The organism is Nocardia pneumoniae NBRC 100136, from assembly GCF_000308755.1.
Taxonomy (GTDB): domain Bacteria; phylum Actinomycetota; class Actinomycetes; order Mycobacteriales; family Mycobacteriaceae; genus Nocardia; species Nocardia pneumoniae.
Genome location: NZ_BAGF01000058.1, coordinates 64,267 through 83,468 on the forward strand (window position 1 = coordinate 64,267; position 19,202 = coordinate 83,468).

A 19,202-nucleotide genomic window follows, 5' to 3' on the forward strand; every position below is an offset into this window, starting at 1 on the left:
GCGGCGTCGTCCGGGGCGGTCACGGGAGCGGAGTGAATCCGATTCCGATCGTGCTCGGTCCTTGCGCTGCGATGTCGTCGAGAATTCCATGAATACCGGAGAACTGGAACGGTGCCCACGGATTGAGCGGATTGATCGCGGAGGTGATTCCCACCAGACCGCTGCGCGTGGTCACCGGGCCGCCGCTATCGCCCGGAATGATCGCGGCCCACGAACTGATGACGTTGTTCTTGTACTCGATCACGAGACCGCATGTCTTTCTGGACACCTGACCGTACTTGCAGATGATGTCCCTGAGCGGGACAGGACGCGCACCGATCTTCCTGATCACGGTTCCGTTCGGTGTCTTGTTGACCGGATTGATCTTCGTTTCGTCCAGCTTGATGACCGCGTAATCCTTGGAGGAATCAACCGGGCAATGCATCGACGGAAACCCGGGCCAATTCGTGGTCCACGTAGCGTAGTAACCGATCGGACCCAGTCCGGGATTGCCCGTCAGGAATACCTCCTGAGTTCCGGTGTCCCGAGTCATCATGTGCCCGGCCGTGAGAGCCACCAGATTGCCGAGTTGGTCATATCCGACCGCCCCGACAGTGCCCCAGCTTCCGCGGGGCAGTCCGCCATCGGACATGATCGACGTTCCCGGACCGAAGTTCACCCCAGATGACGGAGGCGTGCCCACATACGTGAACGAGACTCCGTTACTGACCCCGCTCGGCGTGGTGACCGTGACCAGCACGACTCCCTTTGCGGCAGGAGAGATAGCCGTGATCTGCGTCGCGGAGTCGATCGTGAACGAGGTCGCTGGAGTGGTGCCGAATTCGACCGCCGTAGCTCCGGTCAGATTCGTCCCGGTCAGGGTGACCGTGGTTCCACCGATGATCGGCCCCGAACCCGGGCTCGCCGAGACGAGAGTCGGAGCCGCAGACAGGGAAGTAATGGTAGGCATAGTGCCGCCTCCTTCACCGCGGTGGAAATGGGGTTCCGCTACACCAGGTCGGCCAACTCGTTTGGTCCCGGCTCCATTCAGTAACGCGCCTGTACCGGCACCCGGGCAATGGGTCTTTCGATCCGATTTCGTCTGTTTTCAGATGAACCCGGATCCGAATGCATCCCGCCACGAAGCACCGGACTGATCAGGGAAATTCGAGTCGAGGGACCGCTAACGCAAACGCTCGGCTGGGATACCTCAGCCGAGCGTTTCGCGATGCTCTTGCCCCCCAACGACTATGAGCGCTGTTGTGGCGCCCCCTGGACCCCGAGTATGTCCAGGTGCCGTTCAGGTAGATCGCTTCGAATCGGGTCAGACGCCCAATTCCGTTGCGGCCAGCGCTGTTCCCTCGATGCGCGCCCGTATCTTGGCGAACGCGGTGTCGCGCGAGGTGGAGGTGTCGTCGGCGAACGGCGAGAAGCCGCAGTCGTCACAGGTGCCCAAGCGCTCGACGGGCAGGTAGCGGGCGGCGAGCAGGACCCGGTCGCGCACCTGCTCGGGAGTCTCGACAACCGGGTCGATCGGGTCGGTGACGCCGATGAACGCACGGGCCTGGGCGGGCAAGTGCTCGGCGACCACGGCGAGCACCTTCTCCGGCTCCGGTTCGCTGGCGAACTGGAGGTAGAACGCGCCGACCCGCAACTGCAGCAGCTTGGGCAGCAGCGCGGTGTAGTCCACGTCCAAGCTGTGCGTGGAGTCCTGATCGCCGCCCGGGCAGGTGTGCACACCGATCCTGGCCCGCTCCTGGTCCGAGAAACGGTCCAGGACCAGGTTGTTGAGCTCGATGAACTGGTCGAGCACGCCGCCGCTCGGATCCAGCTTCAAGGAGAGTCGTCCCTCGGTGAAGTCGAGCTGCACCAGGTGCGCGCCCGCGTCCAGGCAGCCGCGTATATCGGCCTCGGCCGCGTCGGCCAGATCGGCGAGGAACCGGTCGCGCGGATAGTCCTCGATGCCGTCGGCCGGGTAGAGCAGGCTCAGCGCCGACGGCGCGATGACCGCCTGCTTCACCGGTACGGTGGCGTGCTGCTGGGCCGCACGCAGGTAGTCCACCGCGTGCGCGGCGTAGCGGAACGGTCCCGACGTCAGCCGGGGCAGCTGGCGCTGATGCCCGTCGGCGAACGGGATGATCGCGCCGTCCGGGGCCAGATCGTCCAGCCCGGCGATCGGATAGGTGGCGAAGCTCGGCTTGGTCTGCTCACCGTCGGTGACGACGGGAGACCCGAGTTCCTCCAGGCGGCGGATGGTCTCGGCGACCGCGTGCCGCTGGAGTTCGGCGAGCGCGGTGGCGTCGCCGGAATCGTCGGCCATGGCGGCCAGGAGGTCGTGAGGACGAGGGATGCTACCGATCGGTTCCGTGGGGAGGCTCACGGGGCGAGTGTACGTCCGGCACTGGTGAGTTCGACGCGGAATCGCCGGTGACAGAACCGCATTCGAATAGCGCATAAGGCCAGCGAGCTTCGGCTCGAGCAGCCCGCACAACGTCCGGACCGATAATTTCCCAACAGTCACAAACCCGGTGCCGGACCGACCGCCGATGCCGTTGACCGGGAGCCCTGTCAGTGCGGACGGCCCCGGACGCGAGCGTCCGGGGCCGTCCGACAGCGCTGAACGGATCAGCCCTTGTGCGCCTTGACCGCTTCGGTCAGCTGCGGCGCGACGTTGAACAGGTCGCCCACGATGCCGTAATCGGCGATCTCGAAGATCGGCGCCTCTTCGTCCTTGTTGACCGCGACGATGGTCTTCGAGGTCTGCATGCCCGCGCGGTGCTGGATCGCGCCGGAGATGCCGAGGGCGATGTACAGCTGCGGGGAGACCGTCTTACCGGTCTGGCCGACCTGGAACTGGCCCGGGTAGTAGCCCGAGTCGACGGCGGCGCGGGACGCGCCGACGGCCGCGCCGAGCGAGTCGGCCAGCGCCTCGACCACCGCGAAGTTGTCGGCGGAACCGACGCCGCGGCCACCGGACACCACGATGCCGGCCTCGGTGAGCTCCGGACGGTCACCGGCCACGACCGGCTCGCGCGAGGTCACCTTGACCACGCCCTCTTCCTGCGCGGGCACCTCGACGGTGACCTTCTCACCCGCACCGGCCTGCGCCGACGCCTCGATGGCGCCCGGGCGGACCGAGATCACCGGCACGTCGCCGGTGGCCTTGGCGTCGACGGTGAACGCGCCACCGAAGATGGAGTGCACCACGCTGCCGTCGGCCTTCACGTCGATGACGTCGACCAGCAGGCCGGAGCCGATGCGGGCGGCCAGGCGACCCGACACCTCCTTGCCCTCGGCGGTGGCGGCGACGATGACCGCGGCCGGGGAGACCGACTCGGTCAGGCCCGCCAGCACGTCCACCTTCGGGGTCACCAGGTAGTTGTCCACATCGTCGGACTCGGCGATGTAGATCTTCTCCGCGCCGGCGGCGGCCAGCGCGTCGGCCAGCTTCTCGCCGGTGCCCGCCGTGCCCAGCACGACGGCGGCGGGCTCGCCGAGGGCGCGCGCGGCGGTGAGCAGTTCGGTGCTGACCTTCTTGATCGCACCGTCGGCGTGCTCGACGAGCACAAGTACTTCTGCCATTTGTGTTCTCTCCTAAGAAGTCTCAGTCCTCGCGGGCGGGACGAGCGGGGATCGCGAAGCGGCTCGTTCCGCCCGGCCGGGTGCGGGTGTCCCGCATGAGCACGGCCGAGATCAGATGATCTTCTGGCCGATCAGGTACTGGGCGATCTTGGTGCCGCCGTCGCCCTCGTCCGCGATCTTCTCGCCCGCGGTGCGCGGAGGCTTCGGGGTGGCCGCGGTGACGGTGGTGCCCGCGTTCGCGACACCGACGGTCGACGGGTCGACGCCGAGATCGGCCAGCGTGAAGGTCTGCACTTCCTTCTTCTTCGCGGCCATGATGCCCTTGAAGGACGGGAAGCGCGGCTCGTTGATCTTCTCGGTGACGCTCACGATGGCCGGAAGCGTCGCCTCCAGCTTGAACACGCCCTCGTCGGTCTCGCGCTCGCCGGTGATCTTGTCACCGTCGACGGTCAGCTTGCGCAGGTGCGTCAGCTGCGGCAGGCCCAGGTACTCGGCGATGATCGCGGGGACGGCGCCGGCGCGGCCGTCGGTCGACTCGTTGCCCGCGATGACCAGCTCGACACCCTCGACCTGACCGAGCGCACTCGCCAGCACCCACGCGGTCTGCACGGCGTCGGAGCCGTGGATGGCCGGGTCGTTGATGTGGATGGCCTTGTCGGCGCCCATGGACAGCGCCTTGCGGATGGCCTCGGTGGCGCGGTCCGGACCGGCGGCCAGCACGGTGACCTCGCCGCCCTGGGCCTCCTTGATCAGCAGCGCCTCTTCGACGGCGCGCTCGTTGATCTCGTCGAGAACGGCGTCGGCGGCCTCGCGGTCGAGGGTGAAGTCACCGTCGGTCAGCTTGCGCTCGGACCAGGTGTCGGGAACCTGCTTGATGAGTACGACGATGTTCGGCATCGGTCTTCGTCGACCTCCTGTTCTGGTTACACGTATGTGGTGGTCGCACGAGCTGGGCCGTACGTCCGTGTGAGTGGCTCAGGCCGTGACATTACCTTACGTTAAGTTACCCGCGGGTAACTTAGTGGCTTCTCTCTCACCACGGCCCATCGCGCGATACAGTGCGCCGGATCAGGCGGCGCCGCAACGGCGCAGCCGCGCGACGAATCCGACCGGGTGCGGATGTCCCGCGCCGGTACCGTGCCAGTAACGTCGGAGTGATGAGCGAGGCTGTGATCCCTGCCGCCGTGGGCGACCCCGCTGTCGTTGCCGCGGGCCCCGAGACGAGCGTCGGCGCCGTCGAACCGCTGCCGCTGACCGGCGAGCGCACCGTTCCCGGCATCGCCGAGGAGAACTACTGGTTCCGCAGGCACGAGATCGCCTACGCCCGCCTGCTGGACCGCTGCGCCGGAAAGACCGTGCTGGAGGCAGGCTCCGGAGAAGGCTACGGCGCCGACATGATCGCCGACGTGGCCACCAAGGTGATCGGAGTGGACTACGACACCACCGCCGTCGAGCACGTGCGCGCGCGTTACCCGCGCGTGGAGATGATCCAGGGCAACCTCGCCGCGCTGCCGCTGGAGGACGCATCGGTCGACGTCGTGGTGAACTTCCAAGTGATCGAACATCTTTGGGACCAGTCCCAGTTCCTGCGGGAGTGCCTGCGCGTGCTGCGCCCCGGCGGCGAGCTGCTGATCAGCACGCCCAACCGGATCACCTTCTCCCCCGGCCGCGACACCCCGCTCAACCCGTTCCACACCAGGGAACTGAACGCCGCCGAGCTGACCGAGCTGCTGGTCGACGCCGGTTTCGACGTGGCACGGATGATCGGCGTGCACCACGGGCCGGGCTTGCGGGCGCTGGACGCCAAGCACGGCGGGTCGTTCATCGACGCGCAGATCGAACGGGCGCTGGCCGGTGAGCCCTGGCCCGCCGAACTGACCGCGGACGTCGCGAGCGTCACGGCCGACGACTTCGTGCTGGTCGCCGAGGACATCGACGCGAGCCTGGATCTGGTCGCCATCGCGGTGAAGCCTTGACCGATCGCAGTGCCGTGCCCGGCGGGCACTCCGCGAGTCCGGTGCCGGGCCAGTTCACCCTGGTCCTGCACTCCCACCTGCCCTGGCTGGCCAACCACGGTCGCTGGCCGGTCGGCGAGGAATGGCTCTACCAGTCCTGGGCCGCGTCCTATCTGCCGGTCGTCGAGGTCCTGAGAACCCTTGCGGCCGAAGGTCGTTCGCATCTGCTGAGCCTGGGCATCACACCGGTGCTCGCGGCCCAGCTGGACGACCCGCACTGCCTGGCGGGCATGCATCACTGGCTGGGCAACTGGCAGCTGCGCGCCGACGAGGCCGCCATGGCGGGCAACGTCGCGCTCGGCAGGCACGAGCACCGCCTGGCCGCCGCGGCGCTGGCCGAATTCGAGCAGCGCTGGCGACACGGCGCCGCGCCGGTCTGGCGGGAACTCGTCGACGCCGAAGCGATCGAGTTGCTCGGCGGGCCGCTGGCGCACCCGTTCCAGCCGCTGCTGGATCCACGCCTGCGGCAGTTCCAACTCACCGAGGGCCTCGCCGACGCGCGGCGACGCTGGGGCCACACGCCCAGCGGCATCTGGGCGCCGGAGTGCGGCTACACACCCGGCATGGAGGTCGGTTACGCCGCCGCGGGTGTGACGCATTTCATGGTCGACGGACCGGCGCTGCGCGGCGACACGACCCTCGGCAGGCCGGTACACGACTCCGACGTGATCGCCTTCGGCCGCGATCTCCACGTCAGTTATCGGGTGTGGTCGCCGAAATCCGGCTATCCGGGCCACGGCGCCTACCGTGACTTTCATCACTATGACCACGCGACGGGTCTCAAACCCGCCCGGGTCACCGGCAAAACCGTCGCCGGGCCGGACAAGGCGCCCTACGACCCGGAGCTGGCCGCCGCGGCGGTGGCACGCGACGTGGACGATTTCGTGCAGACCGTGCGCGAGCGGTTGGTCGCCGAGTCCGCGCGGATCGGGCGGCCCGCGCTGGTCGTCGCCGCGTTCGACACCGAACTGTTCGGCCACTGGTGGCACGAGGGCCCGCAATGGCTGGCCCAGGTGCTGCGCGCGCTGCCCGCGGCGGGCATCACCGTCGGCACGCTCGCCGACGCGCGCGAGCGCGGTTACCTGGGCGAACCGGTTCCGCTGGCCGACTCGTCCTGGGGTTCGGGCAAGGATTGGCGGGTGTGGGCGGGCGAGCAGGTGCGCGACCTGGTCGAGCTCAACGACGACATCGTGCGGCTCACGCTGGACACCGTCGACAAGATGCGCGCGGCCCAGGGCGGCGCGCCCGGCTTGCGCGAGCAGGTCGCCGATCAACTGCTGCGCGAGGCGATCCTGACCGTGTCGAGCGACTGGGCGTTCATGGTCAGCAAGGACTCCGCGGCGGGCTACGCGCGCGACCGCGCGCACCGGCACGCGCACGCGGTGCGGGAGATCGCCGCGGCCGTCGGGGCGGGCCAAGTCGCCAAAGCACGGCAGTTGGCGGCAGGATGGGGGGCGGCTGACGGACTCTTCCCCGCCGTGGACGCGCGACGACTCACCTCCGCGGGGCCCGTACCCGGCACAACCGGGGCAGCATCCGCCACCGCGCCGGGATCGGGCTCCGCCACCGCGAACCAGAGCCACGACCCAGCGGACCAGGGCTTCGCCGCAGAAGGACGTGCATGAAGATCTTGATGGTGTCGTGGGAGTACCCGCCGGTCGTGGTCGGCGGGCTCGGCAGACACGTGCATCACCTCGCTGTCGAACTGGCCCGCGCGGGCCATGAGGTGGTCGTCCTGTCCCGGCGCCCCTCCGGCACCGACTCCTCGACCCATCCCACTCACTCGTTCATCGCCGAAGGGGTGCTGGTGGTCGCCGTCGCCGAAGACCCGCCGGTGTTCGATTTCGGCGAGGACATGCTCGCCTGGACGCTGGCCATGGGCCACGCGATGGTGCGCGCGGGCGTCGCCCTCGGCAAGCCGGGCATCGGCGACGGCTGGACGCCGGACGTGGTGCACGCGCACGACTGGCTGGTCGCCCACCCCGGCATCGCGCTGGCCGAGTACTACGACGTGCCGCTGGTGTCGACCATTCACGCCACCGAGGCCGGACGGCACAGCGGCTGGGTCGCGGGCAAGGTCAACAAGCAGGTGCACTCGGTCGAATGGTGGCTGGCCAACGAATCCGACGCGCTGATCACCTGCTCGGCGTCCATGCAGGACGAGGTCGAGCGGCTCTACGGTCCGGAGCGCATCCCGATGACGGTGATCCGCAATGGAATCGACGTGGGCGCCTGGACCTTCCGTCCGCGCTCGCCGCGCAGCGGTCCGCCGCGGCTGCTGTACGTGGGCAGGCTGGAGTACGAGAAGGGTGTGCAGGACGCGATCGCGGCGCTGCCGCGCATCCGCCGCGCCCACCCCGGCACCACGCTGACCATCGCCGGTGTCGGCACCCAGTTCGAGTGGCTGCGCGAACGCGCCAGGGTGCACCGGGTCGCCCGCGCGGTGAACTTCGCCGGACAACTCGACCACGAGGAACTGCTCGGCTGGCTGCACGGCGCGGACGCGATCGTGCTGCCGAGCCGGTATGAACCCTTCGGCATCGTCGCCTTGGAGGCGGCCGCCGCGGGCACCCCGTTGGTCACGTCGACCGCCGGCGGGCTGGGCGAGGCCGTGATCGACGGCGTCACCGGAGCCTCCTTCGCTCCCGCGGACGTCGACGGCTTGGTCGAGGCGGTCCGCGCCACCCTCGACGACCCGGCCGCCGCCCAGCAGCGGGCCTACGCCGCCCGGGAACGGCTCACCGCCGATTTCGCGTGGGACGTGGTGGCCGCGGAAACCGCCCAGGTGTACCACTCGGCCAAGCGGCGAGTGCGCAATCCGCTGGGCCGCCCGACCATCGTCGAACGCCCGCTCCCGGAACGCGATCCGGCATGACTCCGATCACTTCTCGAGCTTCTTGACGATGCGCTCGACAGTGAGCCAGGTGCGGGTGGTGATGTCCTTGCCGTACGTCTTGTCCAGCCAGGCCATGAAGTTCGGGGTCTTGCCCGGATCGCTGTTGTCGATCACCGCGAGGAAGGCGCGCGCCGCCTTGTCGTAGCCGACGATCCGGGTGAGCGGGTCGGGTTGGTCGGGCAGCGTCTTCGGCGGCTCGGCGGTGTCCTTGAGGAACGTCGCGATCAGATAGGTACCGCGCCCGTGCGTCAGGCCGTGGAACGGGTCGGTGTCCAGCAGCGCGCGCAGTTCCTCGTAGCTGCGGATGATCGTGCCGCCGCCGATCCCCAGTTCCGCACTCAGCGCCCGCTGGATGCGCTCCTCCAGCGCGGGCACGTCGGTCTCCGCGCTGTGGAACACGATATTGCCGCTGGCCAGCACCGAGCCGACGTGATCGAACCCGAGTGATTCGAACACCGCCCGCAATTTCGCGTTGCTCATGTTCGGATTGCTCGGCATGATCCCGCGCAACAGTGCGGCGTAGGCAGTCATACCGCCGAACCTACTCGACCACTCCGACAAGCCCACCGATCTCGCCGGGCGACTGCCTCGGCTTCGCCAGGACGAGGGCGATCCCGCGAACGGGCTCCTCCGGCAGCGCCCGACAAGCGGTCCGGCGCGGCCCGTCAGGCGGTTTGGGTGGCGCCGTTCTTCTTGCGGGCGATGTCTTCCAGCGCCGCAAGGTATTTGGCGCGTTCTTCGGCGCCCGCCTCCCAAGCCGCCTTGCGGTTCTTGACCACCTTGGCCGGTGCGCCGACGGCGATGCTGTAGTCCGGGATGTCGCCCTTGACCACGGCGTGCGCGCCGAGCACGCAACCGCGGCCGACGCGGGTCTCGCGCAGCACGGTCACCTTGGCGGCGATCCAGGTGTCGGGTCCGATGCGGACCGGGCTCTTCACGATGCCCTGGTCCTTGATCGGCACGGTGATGTCGTCCATCTTGTGGTCGAAGTCGCAGATGTAGCACCAGTCGGCGACCAGCGTCGACTCACCGATCTCGATGTCGAGGTAGGTGTTGACGACGTTGTCCTTGCCGAACACCACCTTGTCGCCGATGCGCAGCGAACCCTCGTGGCAGCGGATGGCGTTGCCGTCGCCGATGTGCACCCAGCGCCCGATCTCCATCCGGCCCAGCTCGGGCGTCGCGTGGATCTCCACCCGGCGGCCGAGGAACACCATGCCGCGCAGCACGATGTGCGGGTTGGCCAGACGGAACTTGAGCAGCCGGTAATAGCGCACCAGATACCACGGCGTGTACGCCCGGTTCGCGAGCACCCAGCGCAGCGACGCCAGCGTCAGAAATCGCGCCTGCCCCGGATCCCGGCGGCGCGAACCCCGCCAGCGCGAGCGCAACGGTGCGCCCCACATGCTCGTCACGAACGGTTCTCCTGTCGTGGTCCTACCGGCTGCCGCCCGCCTCGGCGGCGACGGATAGAGCCTATCGCTCGCATTCAGCACCGAGACGAGCACCCGCGACGACAACAGCGGGACTCGTTCACCCCCGCACGGGCCTCCCGTACAGTGACTCGTGCGCCGGCGACGGCGACGGCGAACCCCTCCGGTGTGAAGACCGTTCCGCCGGGCGCGGTTCGAGAATCTCAGCGAGAATCTCCACGGTCTCGTGCGAGCCAACGACGACAGGAGTGCGGCAGGTGCGAAGCGGCGGCGTACTGGCTACTTCCATGTGGCGACCGTCCCGGAAGCGTGCCGCGGCCGTGCTTGCCGCGGTCGCGGCGCTGGCCTTGACCGGCTGCGGCACCGATGTCGACGACATCACCGTCGGTTCGGGCAAAGGATGGACCGCCGCCTACCACGACGGCCGCAACAGCGGCGCCAGTCCGGTCACCGGCTCCCGGAAGCTGGCGCTGAGCTGGTCGCGCCCGGTCGGCGGGCCGATCGCGCAGCCGGTCACGCTGGGCCCCGACGGTCAGATGTTCGTCACCACGCGCCTGCCGAACTGCGCGATCTTCTCCTTCCAGATGGCCACCGGACGCAAACGGTTCTGCAACGCGCTCGGCCCGAGCGCGATCGCCGCGCCCTCGGCCGTCGACGGCATGACCAACGTCTACGTCGGCGACGACAGCAAGGTGAACGCGTTCAACTACCTGGGGCAGCCCCGGTGGAGCACACCGGTCGCCGGGACGCCGGTCTCGGTGCAGTTCACCGGTGACGGCACGCTGCTGACGGTCACCCAGTCCGGCCAGATCGACGTGTTGTCGCGGCAGACCGGCGAGCGCCTCGTGCCGACGGTGCAGCTGCTCGGCGAGCCGGATTTCCTCGCGAACGCCGGTCTCACCTGGCCCGCCGCGGGCCAGGGACTCGACGACTGCGCGACCGGAGGACCGCAGTGCCCGGTCGCGAACATCTCCCCCATCGACGCCTCCAGCGGCCGCTTCTACGTGACGCTGTGGCAGCCGGGCAAGCCCGTCGCTGCGCTGGTCGCGCTTCGCTACGCCGACGGCAAGATCAAGCGGGAATGGAGCGCCGACCTGCTGGAACGCGGTAGCGCGACCAGCCCGGCCCTGTCCGCGGACGGCTCCACCCTCTACGTCGGCGACAACAGCGACCGCCTGATCGCGCTCGACACCGCCGACGGGCGGACCAAGTGGGTCCAGCGGCTGGACTGGACGCCGCGCGGCGGCATCTCGGTCTCCAGCGATGGCTTGATCATCCCGTCCGGCGACGACGGTTACCTGCTCGCGCTGCGCGACAAGGGCGACGCCGTCGAAACGGTCTGGGAGCGCAAGGATCTCGCGTTGCACGGCACCGCGGCGCAGACGGCGGGCGATACCGGCTACGCCATCGCGGCGATCGGCGAGGGCCTGAACCTGGTCACCTTCGACACCCGGACCGGCGCGACGCTCGATTCCGATGTCCTCCCCGGCGCCCAGGGCGCCACCACCGGCACGTCGGTCGGCGCCAAGGGCGAGGTCGTGGTCGCCACCCGCATCGGCGAGATCTTCGCCTTCAAGCCGGAATAGCGACCAGCCAGCGCGGCGGCGATGCTGGTCGCCCAGCCTGGCCGACTCGTTCATCGGCGTCCCCGCGCATGCGCTCATGCTGGGTCACTGCATGGGTATGCCTCCGTGTCAGGGGGTGGCGCAGAGGAAAACAGTGGCGGTACGGCCTATGCGGGTGATGACGAGGGTGTGCGGCCTTGTGCCTCGGAGTTTCATGCGGGCGCGCAGGGCATCGGGGTCGATGTCGACGCCGCGGGTGAGGATTTCCAGGGGGCCGCAGTCGCGGCGATGGAGTTCGGCGCGCAAGGCTTTCTCGCGGAAGTCCATGCGGTCGAGGATGCGGAAGCCGCGCACGCCCTCGGGGACGGTGTCGCCGGTGAGGTAGGCGATGCGGGGATCCAGTTGCCACAGGCCGTGTTTCGCGGCGTAATGACGGACGAGACCGGCGCGCACCACGGCGCCGTCCGGGTCGATGATCCATTCTCCCGGCGCGCGCTCGCCGATGTCGTCGGGTTCGGCGTCGGTGATGGTCCAGGCGGTGCCGGTCGATGAGAGCACCGTGGCACGACGGGTGACCCCCGGTTCGGTGAGTCCTGGGGACCACAGGCAGGCCTCGCGCACCGCGCCGTCCAGGGAGACGACCTCGATCTCACCCGACCAGTCCAGGCGGTCGAAATCCAGTCCAGGAGCGCATTTCACGGCCAGATCGCGGCCCTGGTAGGCCGTGAGCAGGTCCGGCAGCGGCGGCTGCAACTTGGCCGGATCGTGGGTGCGCCGACCGGCGGCACGCCGCGCCGGGTCGGCGACGACCACGGTGTCGCTGCTGCTCGGATGCAGCGCGTCCGCCTTGGCCAGCACCACATTCCGTGCTGGCGACGCACCCGATTCCCCTACCGGAAACCAGCGTTGCCCGAGATTGTGCGCGGCGATGGCGAGCCGCACTTCGTCCAGATCGCTGCCCACCACGGCCGGGCACACCCGCGCCAGCTCGACGAGTTCGGCGCCGATCGAGCAGGTGACGTCGTGCACCGGACGCCCGGCCAGTCGCGCGGCCCGGTGCCGGGCGACGGCGGTCGGGGTCGCCTGTTGCAGGGCGTCGTCGGTGAACAGCCACTCCCCCGCATCGGCGAGTTTGGCCAGGGCGCGGCGGCGCAGCCGGACCGTCTCGACCAGAGCCGCGGCCCGGTCACCGTGCGCGCTGCGCACCTGCTCGAGATCCTTCAGCACAGATGCCGGGGTCAGTGTCAGCCGATCCACCCTGGCCAGCGCGGCCCGACCGGTCGCGCTGGCCAGGTACCCGACGTCATCGCGGGTGAAGCGATAGCCCACTACCGATTCCCCCGCATGATTCCGGCAATCGCGATCGTGCCGGTGGCGATCCTGCCAGCCCTCGCCCGGTGACCGTTTCCGCAGCGTTCCATGTCCGGATTCGGAAACGGCGACACGGGCTCGCACCCACCCGTCTCGGCAGCACCGACCGTGCCGCCGAGGTGGGCGATGCGATCACGATGCGGATCGCGATCCACTACTTCCCGGCGGCGCTTGGCTTCACGCCGGTGATCATGGCGTTGTAGAAGAACTGGCGCGGAACCACGCGACGCATGACGTTCTCGTCCACCCAGCTCAGCCCCAGCCATGCGCGGTACATCGCCATCCGGTAGCGCCAGGTGAGCTTCTCGGCGGGCACGGCCGCCTCGAAGGTGCGCACCGGCCAGCCCCACAGCGCGGCGGCGAATTCCTCGGTCTTGGCGGACACGTCGACGGCGCCCGCCGAGCGCGCCATCGCCTCCAGCGTGCTCGGATCGAAGGTGTGCAGGTCGACGACCGCTTCCAGGGCCGCGGCGCGCGAGGATTCGTCCAGCTCCTCTTGCGGACGCCGCCAGTCGCTGAGCATAGGAAGCTTGGTGACCGTGGTGGTGGCCTTCCAGGTGATCCGGCCCAGCCAGCGCGCGTAGAAGTTGCCGACCGTGGTCGGCTCACCGGCGAACACGAAGCGGCCGCCCGGCTTGAGCACGCGCAGGCACTCCTTCAGCGCCAGCTCGACGTCGGGGATGTGGTGCAGCACCGCGTGGCCCACCACCAGATCGAAGGTGTCATCCTCGTAGGGGATGGTCTCCGCGTCGGCGACCCGGCCGTCCACGTCCAGCCCGAGGTTCTGCGCGTTGCGCAGGGCGACCTTCACCATGCCCGGCGACAGGTCGGTGACCGAACCGGACTTCGCCACCCCCGCCTGCATCAGATTCAGCAGGAAAAAGCCGGTGCCGCAACCCAGTTCGAGCGCCTTGTCGTAGGGCAGTGGGGCGGGACCGACCGCGGCGTCGAAGCGCCCACGGGCGTATTCGATACAGCGCTCGTCATACGAGATGGACCATTTGTCGTCATAGGTCTCGGCTTCCCAGTCGTGGTAGAGCACCTGGGCGAGCTTCGTATCCTTGAGCGCTGCTTCGACCTCCGCCTCGGTGGCGTGCGGGTTCGGCGCGGGGTCGTCGGGACGTACCGTCATGGTCGGCAAGCCTACCCAAATCCCCAGTTGACGCCTGCTATCGGCCTACGAATTCGGCCGACCCTGGACCGTTGGCCAGATAAGAACCTGTTCCGATCAGGCGATCTTCCGTCGTGAACAGCGCGGACCATTCCGTCCGTGCCCGATCGAGGCCGTGCGGACCGGCTTCGAAGACCGCTTTCGCGGCGGCCAGCGCGCGGGCCGGGCCGTCCTCGAACTGCCGCGCCCAGCGCAGCGCGGCGGTGTAGACGTCGTCCGGAGCGACGACCTCGTCGACCAAACCGAGCGCCTTCGCCTCCTCCGGCTCGACGAAACGACCGGTGTAGACCAGGTCCTTGGCCGGACCCGGTCCGATCAGCAGGGAAAGCCGCCGGATACCGGCGAGCGGGATCAAGCCCGCCTTGATCTGCGGCAGACCCAGCTTGACGTTGTCACCGATGACGCGGCGGTCGGCGCCGAGGGCCAGTTCCAGCCCGCCGCCGAGGCAGTAGCCGCTGATCGCCGCCACGGTGGGCTGCGGAATCCTGGCCAGGCAGTTCAGGGCGCGCTGCAGATCGGCCGCCATGGCACCGGCCTGGTCGATCCCGAGCTCGGACAGCTCGGCAACGTCGTCGCCCGCCGAGAACACCCGCTCGTCGCCGTATACGACCACCGCGGCCACGCCCGGATCCGCGGCCACGGCATCCGCCGCCTCGGCCAGCTCCCGCGCCAGCTGCACGTTCACCAGGTTCATCGGCGGGCGGGCGATCCGGAGGACGGCCACGCGCCGCTCGGCAGCGCTCTCGGGCAGGTCCAGGGTGACGAATTCGGCCATGGGAGGCCACGCTACCGGGTACTCGCATGGGCAAGCGCAGCGAGCGAACAAGAGGCACAGCCGAGCACCTGGCTCTGCCGGAGCCGAAGCCCAGCGAGGTGCGAGCCATGGGCACGCGAACCCTCGGGGCACGGTCGCCTCAGGGCCGCACGGAACCCTTGAGCCGTTTCGCGTCCGGGAGATCGGCGAAATAGCGCTGGTTGTCGGGGAAGGACAGCACCTGCTTGCCGTCGACGTCGGCCAGCACCGGCATGATCGGATCGATCGCGCGGCGTGCGGCCAAAATGTCGGCCGTGGAGCCGAATTCGCCCAGGGCGACCAGTTGCGACCAGGTCGGCGGCAGCAGCACGTCGGTGCCCGAGCGCCAACGGGCCAGCGCCTCGGCCGGAGTGCTCCACAGCACCTCCGCCGCCTCGGTCGTTGCGCCGTCGGCCAGCTGTCCTTCCGGCAGCACCGCGACGAAGAACCGGGTGTCGTAGCGGCGCGGCTCGATCACCGGGGTGATCCAATTCGCCCACGGCCGCAGCAGATCCGCGCGCAGCACGAGCTTCTCCTCGGCGAGGAACGTCGCCAGCGACAGCTCTCTGCGCTCCAGCCTGCCGCGGGCGTCGCGGTATCCGGTCGTGTCGGAGACGACGCTGTCGGCCGTGGGACCGGCCAGCAGCACGCCGCATTCCTCGAACGTCTCCCGCACGGCCGCGCAGACCAGCGCCTTCGCCCTGGCTTTCGTGGTCGCGAATTGCTCGGCCCACCAGTCCGGATCGGGTCCGGCCCAGGCGATGTCCGCGGTGCCGTCGGACGGGTCGACACCGCCGCCGGGGAAGACGGTCATGCCCGCGGCGAACGCCATGGCGCCGACCCGGCGCTGGAGGAACACCTCCGGTCCTTCGGCGCCGTCGCGCACCAGCATCACCGTCGACGCGTCCTTGGGTGACGGGGGACCTTGAGAGTCGGCGGGCGTTTCTATCTCACTCACACCCTGCACCTTAACGGGCGCAGTCGGACGCAGTCCGTCCTCGAGCGCAGCGTCGGCGGGAGGTACGCCTGACGCGCGCTCGGTGAGCGGCGTCCGCGTCAGCGGGTGCGGTGCTTGCCCGCGCGGCGTGCGCGTCGTGCGAAGTAGCGGCCGTCCACCCGGTCCAGTGCGATCGATTGCCGGAAGGCGTCGCTGAGGTTCTCCGCGGTGAGCACATCCGACAGCAGCCCCTGCGCGACCACCTCGCCCTCGTTGAGCAGCAGGCCGTGGGTGAATCCGGGCGGGATCTCCTCCACATGGTGGGTGACCAGCACGATCGCGGGCGCGTCCGGGTCGGCGGCGAGATCGCCGAGCCGTTCCACCAGCTCCTCCCGGCCGCCCAGGTCCAGGCCCGCGGCGGGCTCGTCGAGCAGCAGCAGTTCGGGATCGGTCATCAGCGCGCGAGCGATGAGCACTCGCTTGCGCTCGCCCTCCGACAGCGTCCCGTAGGTGCGGTCGGAGAGATGTTCGGCGCCCAGGCTTTCCAGCATGTCGATGGCGCGGTCGGTGTCCAGGTCGTCGTAGCGCTCCCGCCAGCGGCCGAGCACCGCGTATCCGGCGGAGACGACCAGGTCGCTGACCTTCTCGTCGAGCGGGACCCGGCTGGCCACCGCGGCCGACGACAGGCCGATGCGCGGACGCAGCTCGCTGACGTCGACCTTGCCGATCCGTTCCCCGAGTAGATGGGCGACGCCCGCGGTGGGGTGCATCTCGGCGGCGGCCATTCGCAGCAGCGAGGTCTTGCCCGCGCCGTTGGGGCCGAGGACCACCCAGCGTTCGTCGAGCTCGACCTGCCAGGTGACCGGGCCGACGAGGGTATGGCCCGAACGGCGGACGGTCACGTCGGTGAAATCGATGAGCAGATCGGGATCCGGTTGCGGCACGCGCTCCATCTTGGCCCACCGCCGGGGGCACTTGCCAACGCGGGGAGGGAAAACGGTCCAGTTGGTCTGATCGAGGCTCCAGCCGTGGTCACGGAGCCTCTGCCGCGGACCGCCGCGATCGCGACCGTGTCGCTCGGCGGGTCAACAACGGCGACGAGTTCCCCGCAGCCTGTTCACCAGGATTGAGCGGGCACCGCGATCACTGTCATCGAGCCCGGCGCCACCTCGGTGAATCCCGCGTCCCGTACGGCGACCGCGGTGCCCGCGGCCACCTGGGCGGACAGGGCCGCCCAGCGCTGGGGGTCGGCGTCGCGCACCGCGCAGCGGAAGCCGAGTTCCGCCCAGCGCAGCGCGTGCTCGACCGGCAGCGCACCGGCCAGCAGCATGCTCGCGTGCCCCACCTGCGCGGCCGCTTTGCCGAGCGTCATGCCGAGCGCGGCGTTCACCCACAGCACGGGCAGCTCCGGGGCGGGCGGGCCCGGGTCGTCGTGGTCCAGATCGGTTCCGCCGATCTGCAAGCGCTTGATCACCGGGTCGACCTCGCCCACCGGCCCTGGCACCAGTGCGCGCGCCTGCGCACCGTCGATCTCGACGGTGACGCCGTCCACCGCGCAGGTCGCCCGCCACTGGGCGCCGCGGGCGCGCCGCGCCAGCTTGCGGATGCGCGACCGCTTCCACGCCAGATAGCGCGCTTCCCACTCGCCACCCGGACCGACCCGCTCGTCCAGGCACAGTGCCACCGCCGCCGCGGCCGCCGCGGCGAGCAGCGCGCTGCGCGGCGGCGGATCGGTCTTGGGCAGGTGCAGAACCATCTGCATGGCCTGCACCATGGCCGGGTCGTCCGGATCGCCTGTGCCGCCGTACCCGCCCGCCAGCTCGGCATGCCGCGCGCGGAATCCCGCGATGTCCGATGCCGTTGCCGCCGTGCCGGTCCCGTCGCCGCGGACCTCTGCCCCGCATTCCGGAATGCCCGTCATCACTCCACCTTGATCGTCAGCGAAAAGTTTCGGCCGGTACCAAGCCGTGGTCCCACGGCCGCGCGCACTCCATCCTCAGCGACGTCGCGCCCACGAAGCTCCACACCGCAATGGGGGCCGCAAGGGTGCCACGGCCGGATCGGGTTCGAATTCGCCTCGCCGTCCTGTATCGCCACTATGAGCCGAGCGCCATGCTCACCGTCCGGGCTTACCCGCTGGACCAGGACCGACCGCTCAGCCCAGTGGGACTCGGCGCAGCAGGCCGTCCCTGGCATCGGCGGCCTCCACCTCGTGCCGGGTGACCCCGAGGATGAACAGCACCGCGTCCAGGTAGGGATGCGAAAGCGCGGCGTCGGCGACCTCGCGCAGCGCGGGCTTGGCATTGAACGCGATACCGAGCCCGGCGGCGTTGAGCATGTCGATGTCGTTGGCGCCGTCGCCGACCGCGACAGTCTGTTCCATCGGCACCCCGGCCTCGGCCGCGAACTTGCGCAGCGCGGTGGCCTTGGCCGCCCGGTCGACGATCTCGCCGACGACCCGGCCGGTCAGCTTGCCTTCCACGACCTCCAGCGTGTTCGCCTGCACGAAGTCCAACTCCAGTTCGTGCGCCAGCGGTTCGATCACCTGCCGGAAGCCGCCTGAGACCACGCCGCAGCGGAAGCCGATGCGGCGCAGCGTGCGAATGGTGGTGCGAGCGCCGGGGGTCAACTCGATCCTGTCGGCCACCGCCTCGATCACCGACTCGTCGAGACCGGCCAGCGTCGCGACCCGCTGCCGCAGCGATTCGGCGAAGTCGATCTCCCCGCGCATGGCGGCCTCGGTCACCTTGCGGACCTCATCCTCGACCCCCGCGTGCGCGGCGAGCATCTCGATGACCTCACCCTGGATCAGGGTCGAGTCGACGTCGAACACGATCAGGCGCTTGCCGCGGCGCGCCAGCCCCGCGCGCTCCACCGCGACGTCCACCTCTTCGCTGACCGCGACCTCGGCCAGCGCCGTGCGCAGCCGCGAGTCCGTGTCGGGGCCGGAGTCGATCGCGGTGACCATCAGCTCCATACCGGTCACCGGGTAGTCGGCGATGCCGCGGATGGTGTCGATGTTGGCGCCGAGCGCCGCCAGTTGCCGCGAGACCGCGCTGAACGCGCGCGCCGTGACCGGGCTGCCGAGAATCACCACCGCGTGCGTGGACATCGGCTGTCTGCCGATCGCCGCGTCCACCTCCACGTCGACGTGCATGCCGACGGTGTTCATGGCCTCTTCGAGTTCGTCCTGCAACGCCTCGGGGTCGTTCGGACAGGTGACCAGGACGCCCAGGGTCAGCCTGCCCCGGATAACGACCTGCTCCACGTCCAGCAGGCTCACCTGGTGCCGCGACATCGCCGCGAGCAGCACGGACGTCACACCGGGGCGGTCGGGCCCGGTGACGGTGACGAGGACGGTGGTGTCGGCCAACTGATGAGCTCCAAGTTCGGTGTTTGCCGTCGCTGTGCTGGACATCGTTGTCGCAACGCCACGGGGCGTGTCGGTCTGCACAAATGA

At 69.5% G+C, this 19,202-nt stretch carries 17 protein-coding genes; 4 read left to right on the top strand and 13 right to left on the bottom strand.

Annotated elements, in window-relative coordinates; genetic code table 11:
* Nucleotides 1-19: 19 nt before the first annotated feature.
* From ON34_RS18685 to ON34_RS18700, 4 genes are all read right to left on the bottom strand, one after another.
* Complete coding sequence (locus ON34_RS18685; RefSeq protein WP_083889537.1) at nt 20-949, bottom strand: IPT/TIG domain-containing protein; 930 nt, start codon at nt 947-949, stop codon at nt 20-22.
* 354 nt (nt 950-1,303) lie between these two features.
* Nucleotides 1,304-2,359, bottom strand: coding sequence for a cobalamin-independent methionine synthase II family protein (locus tag ON34_RS18690; RefSeq protein WP_040780928.1), 1,056 nt, complete (start codon nt 2,357-2,359; stop codon nt 1,304-1,306).
* A gap of 245 nt (nt 2,360-2,604) precedes the next feature.
* The gene (locus tag ON34_RS18695; protein WP_040780930.1) at nt 2,605-3,561 is read right to left on the bottom strand and encodes an electron transfer flavoprotein subunit alpha/FixB family protein; all 957 of its coding nucleotides are present in this window, start codon (nt 3,559-3,561) and stop codon (nt 2,605-2,607) included.
* 111 nt (nt 3,562-3,672) lie between these two features.
* Complete coding sequence (locus ON34_RS18700; protein WP_040780932.1) at nt 3,673-4,458, bottom strand: electron transfer flavoprotein subunit beta/FixA family protein; 786 nt, start codon at nt 4,456-4,458, stop codon at nt 3,673-3,675.
* Nucleotides 4,459-4,718: 260 nt separating this feature from the next.
* On the opposite strand from ON34_RS18700, the gene ON34_RS18705 reads away from it, so the two are divergent.
* The 3 genes from ON34_RS18705 to ON34_RS18715 are packed head-to-tail and all read left to right on the top strand — an operon-like array spanning nt 4,719 to nt 8,451.
* Nucleotides 4,719-5,537, top strand: coding sequence for a class I SAM-dependent methyltransferase (locus ON34_RS18705; RefSeq protein ID WP_040780934.1), 819 nt, complete (start codon nt 4,719-4,721; stop codon nt 5,535-5,537).
* The gene (locus ON34_RS18710) at nt 5,534-7,201 is read left to right on the top strand and encodes a 1,4-alpha-glucan branching protein domain-containing protein (RefSeq protein WP_083889538.1); all 1,668 of its coding nucleotides are present in this window, start codon (nt 5,534-5,536) and stop codon (nt 7,199-7,201) included. Before ON34_RS18705 ends, ON34_RS18710 begins: the two co-directional genes overlap by 4 nt.
* On the top strand, nt 7,198-8,451 hold the full coding sequence (locus ON34_RS18715; protein WP_040780937.1) for a glycosyltransferase family 4 protein: 1,254 nt from the start codon (nt 7,198-7,200) through the stop codon (nt 8,449-8,451). The genes ON34_RS18710 and ON34_RS18715 overlap by 4 nt, the downstream gene beginning before the upstream one ends.
* A 6-nt stretch (nt 8,452-8,457) precedes the next feature.
* Here the strand turns inward: ON34_RS18715 and ON34_RS18720 are convergent, their stop codons facing one another.
* Together ON34_RS18720 and ON34_RS18725 are read right to left on the bottom strand one after the other, a co-directional pair.
* A complete protein-coding gene (locus ON34_RS18720; protein WP_040780939.1) occupies nt 8,458-9,003 on the bottom strand; it encodes a DUF1697 domain-containing protein in 546 nt (181 codons plus the stop codon).
* Between the two features lie 134 nt (nt 9,004-9,137).
* On the bottom strand, nt 9,138-9,887 hold the full coding sequence (locus tag ON34_RS18725; protein ID WP_040780941.1) for an acyltransferase: 750 nt from the start codon (nt 9,885-9,887) through the stop codon (nt 9,138-9,140).
* A gap of 305 nt (nt 9,888-10,192) precedes the next feature.
* Here ON34_RS18725 and ON34_RS18730 point away from each other — a divergent pair, with 305 nt between their 5' ends.
* A complete protein-coding gene (locus tag ON34_RS18730) occupies nt 10,193-11,491 on the top strand; it encodes an outer membrane protein assembly factor BamB family protein (protein WP_051022827.1) in 1,299 nt (432 codons plus the stop codon).
* Nucleotides 11,492-11,599: 108 nt separating this feature from the next.
* Here the strand turns inward: ON34_RS18730 and ON34_RS18735 are convergent, their stop codons facing one another.
* The 7 genes from ON34_RS18735 to serB all read right to left on the bottom strand — a co-directional run bounded on the left by ON34_RS18735 (nt 11,600) and on the right by serB (nt 19,115).
* Nucleotides 11,600-12,799 (bottom strand): class I SAM-dependent methyltransferase, encoded by a 1,200-nt coding sequence (locus ON34_RS18735; protein ID WP_040780943.1) that lies wholly within the window; start codon nt 12,797-12,799, stop codon nt 11,600-11,602.
* A gap of 196 nt (nt 12,800-12,995) precedes the next feature.
* Nucleotides 12,996-13,973: a class I SAM-dependent methyltransferase gene (locus tag ON34_RS18745; RefSeq protein WP_040780947.1), complete on the bottom strand. Its 978-nt coding sequence runs from the start codon at nt 13,971-13,973 to the stop codon at nt 12,996-12,998.
* Between the two features lie 37 nt (nt 13,974-14,010).
* Complete coding sequence (locus ON34_RS18750) at nt 14,011-14,787, bottom strand: enoyl-CoA hydratase-related protein (RefSeq protein ID WP_040780950.1); 777 nt, start codon at nt 14,785-14,787, stop codon at nt 14,011-14,013.
* Nucleotides 14,788-14,926: 139 nt separating this feature from the next.
* Nucleotides 14,927-15,697, bottom strand: coding sequence for an NUDIX hydrolase (locus ON34_RS18755; protein WP_245548100.1), 771 nt, complete (start codon nt 15,695-15,697; stop codon nt 14,927-14,929).
* A 164-nt stretch (nt 15,698-15,861) separates the two neighbouring features.
* A complete protein-coding gene (locus ON34_RS18760; RefSeq protein ID WP_040780952.1) occupies nt 15,862-16,695 on the bottom strand; it encodes an ABC transporter ATP-binding protein in 834 nt (277 codons plus the stop codon).
* A 164-nt stretch (nt 16,696-16,859) separates the two neighbouring features.
* Entirely contained in the window at nt 16,860-17,663 is an 804-nt protein-coding gene (locus tag ON34_RS18765; RefSeq protein WP_040780953.1) for an aminoacyl-tRNA hydrolase, read from the bottom strand.
* Between the two features lie 234 nt (nt 17,664-17,897).
* Nucleotides 17,898-19,115, bottom strand: coding sequence for a phosphoserine phosphatase SerB (serB, locus tag ON34_RS18770; RefSeq protein WP_373291944.1), 1,218 nt, complete (start codon nt 19,113-19,115; stop codon nt 17,898-17,900).
* Nucleotides 19,116-19,202: the final 87 nt, after the last annotated feature.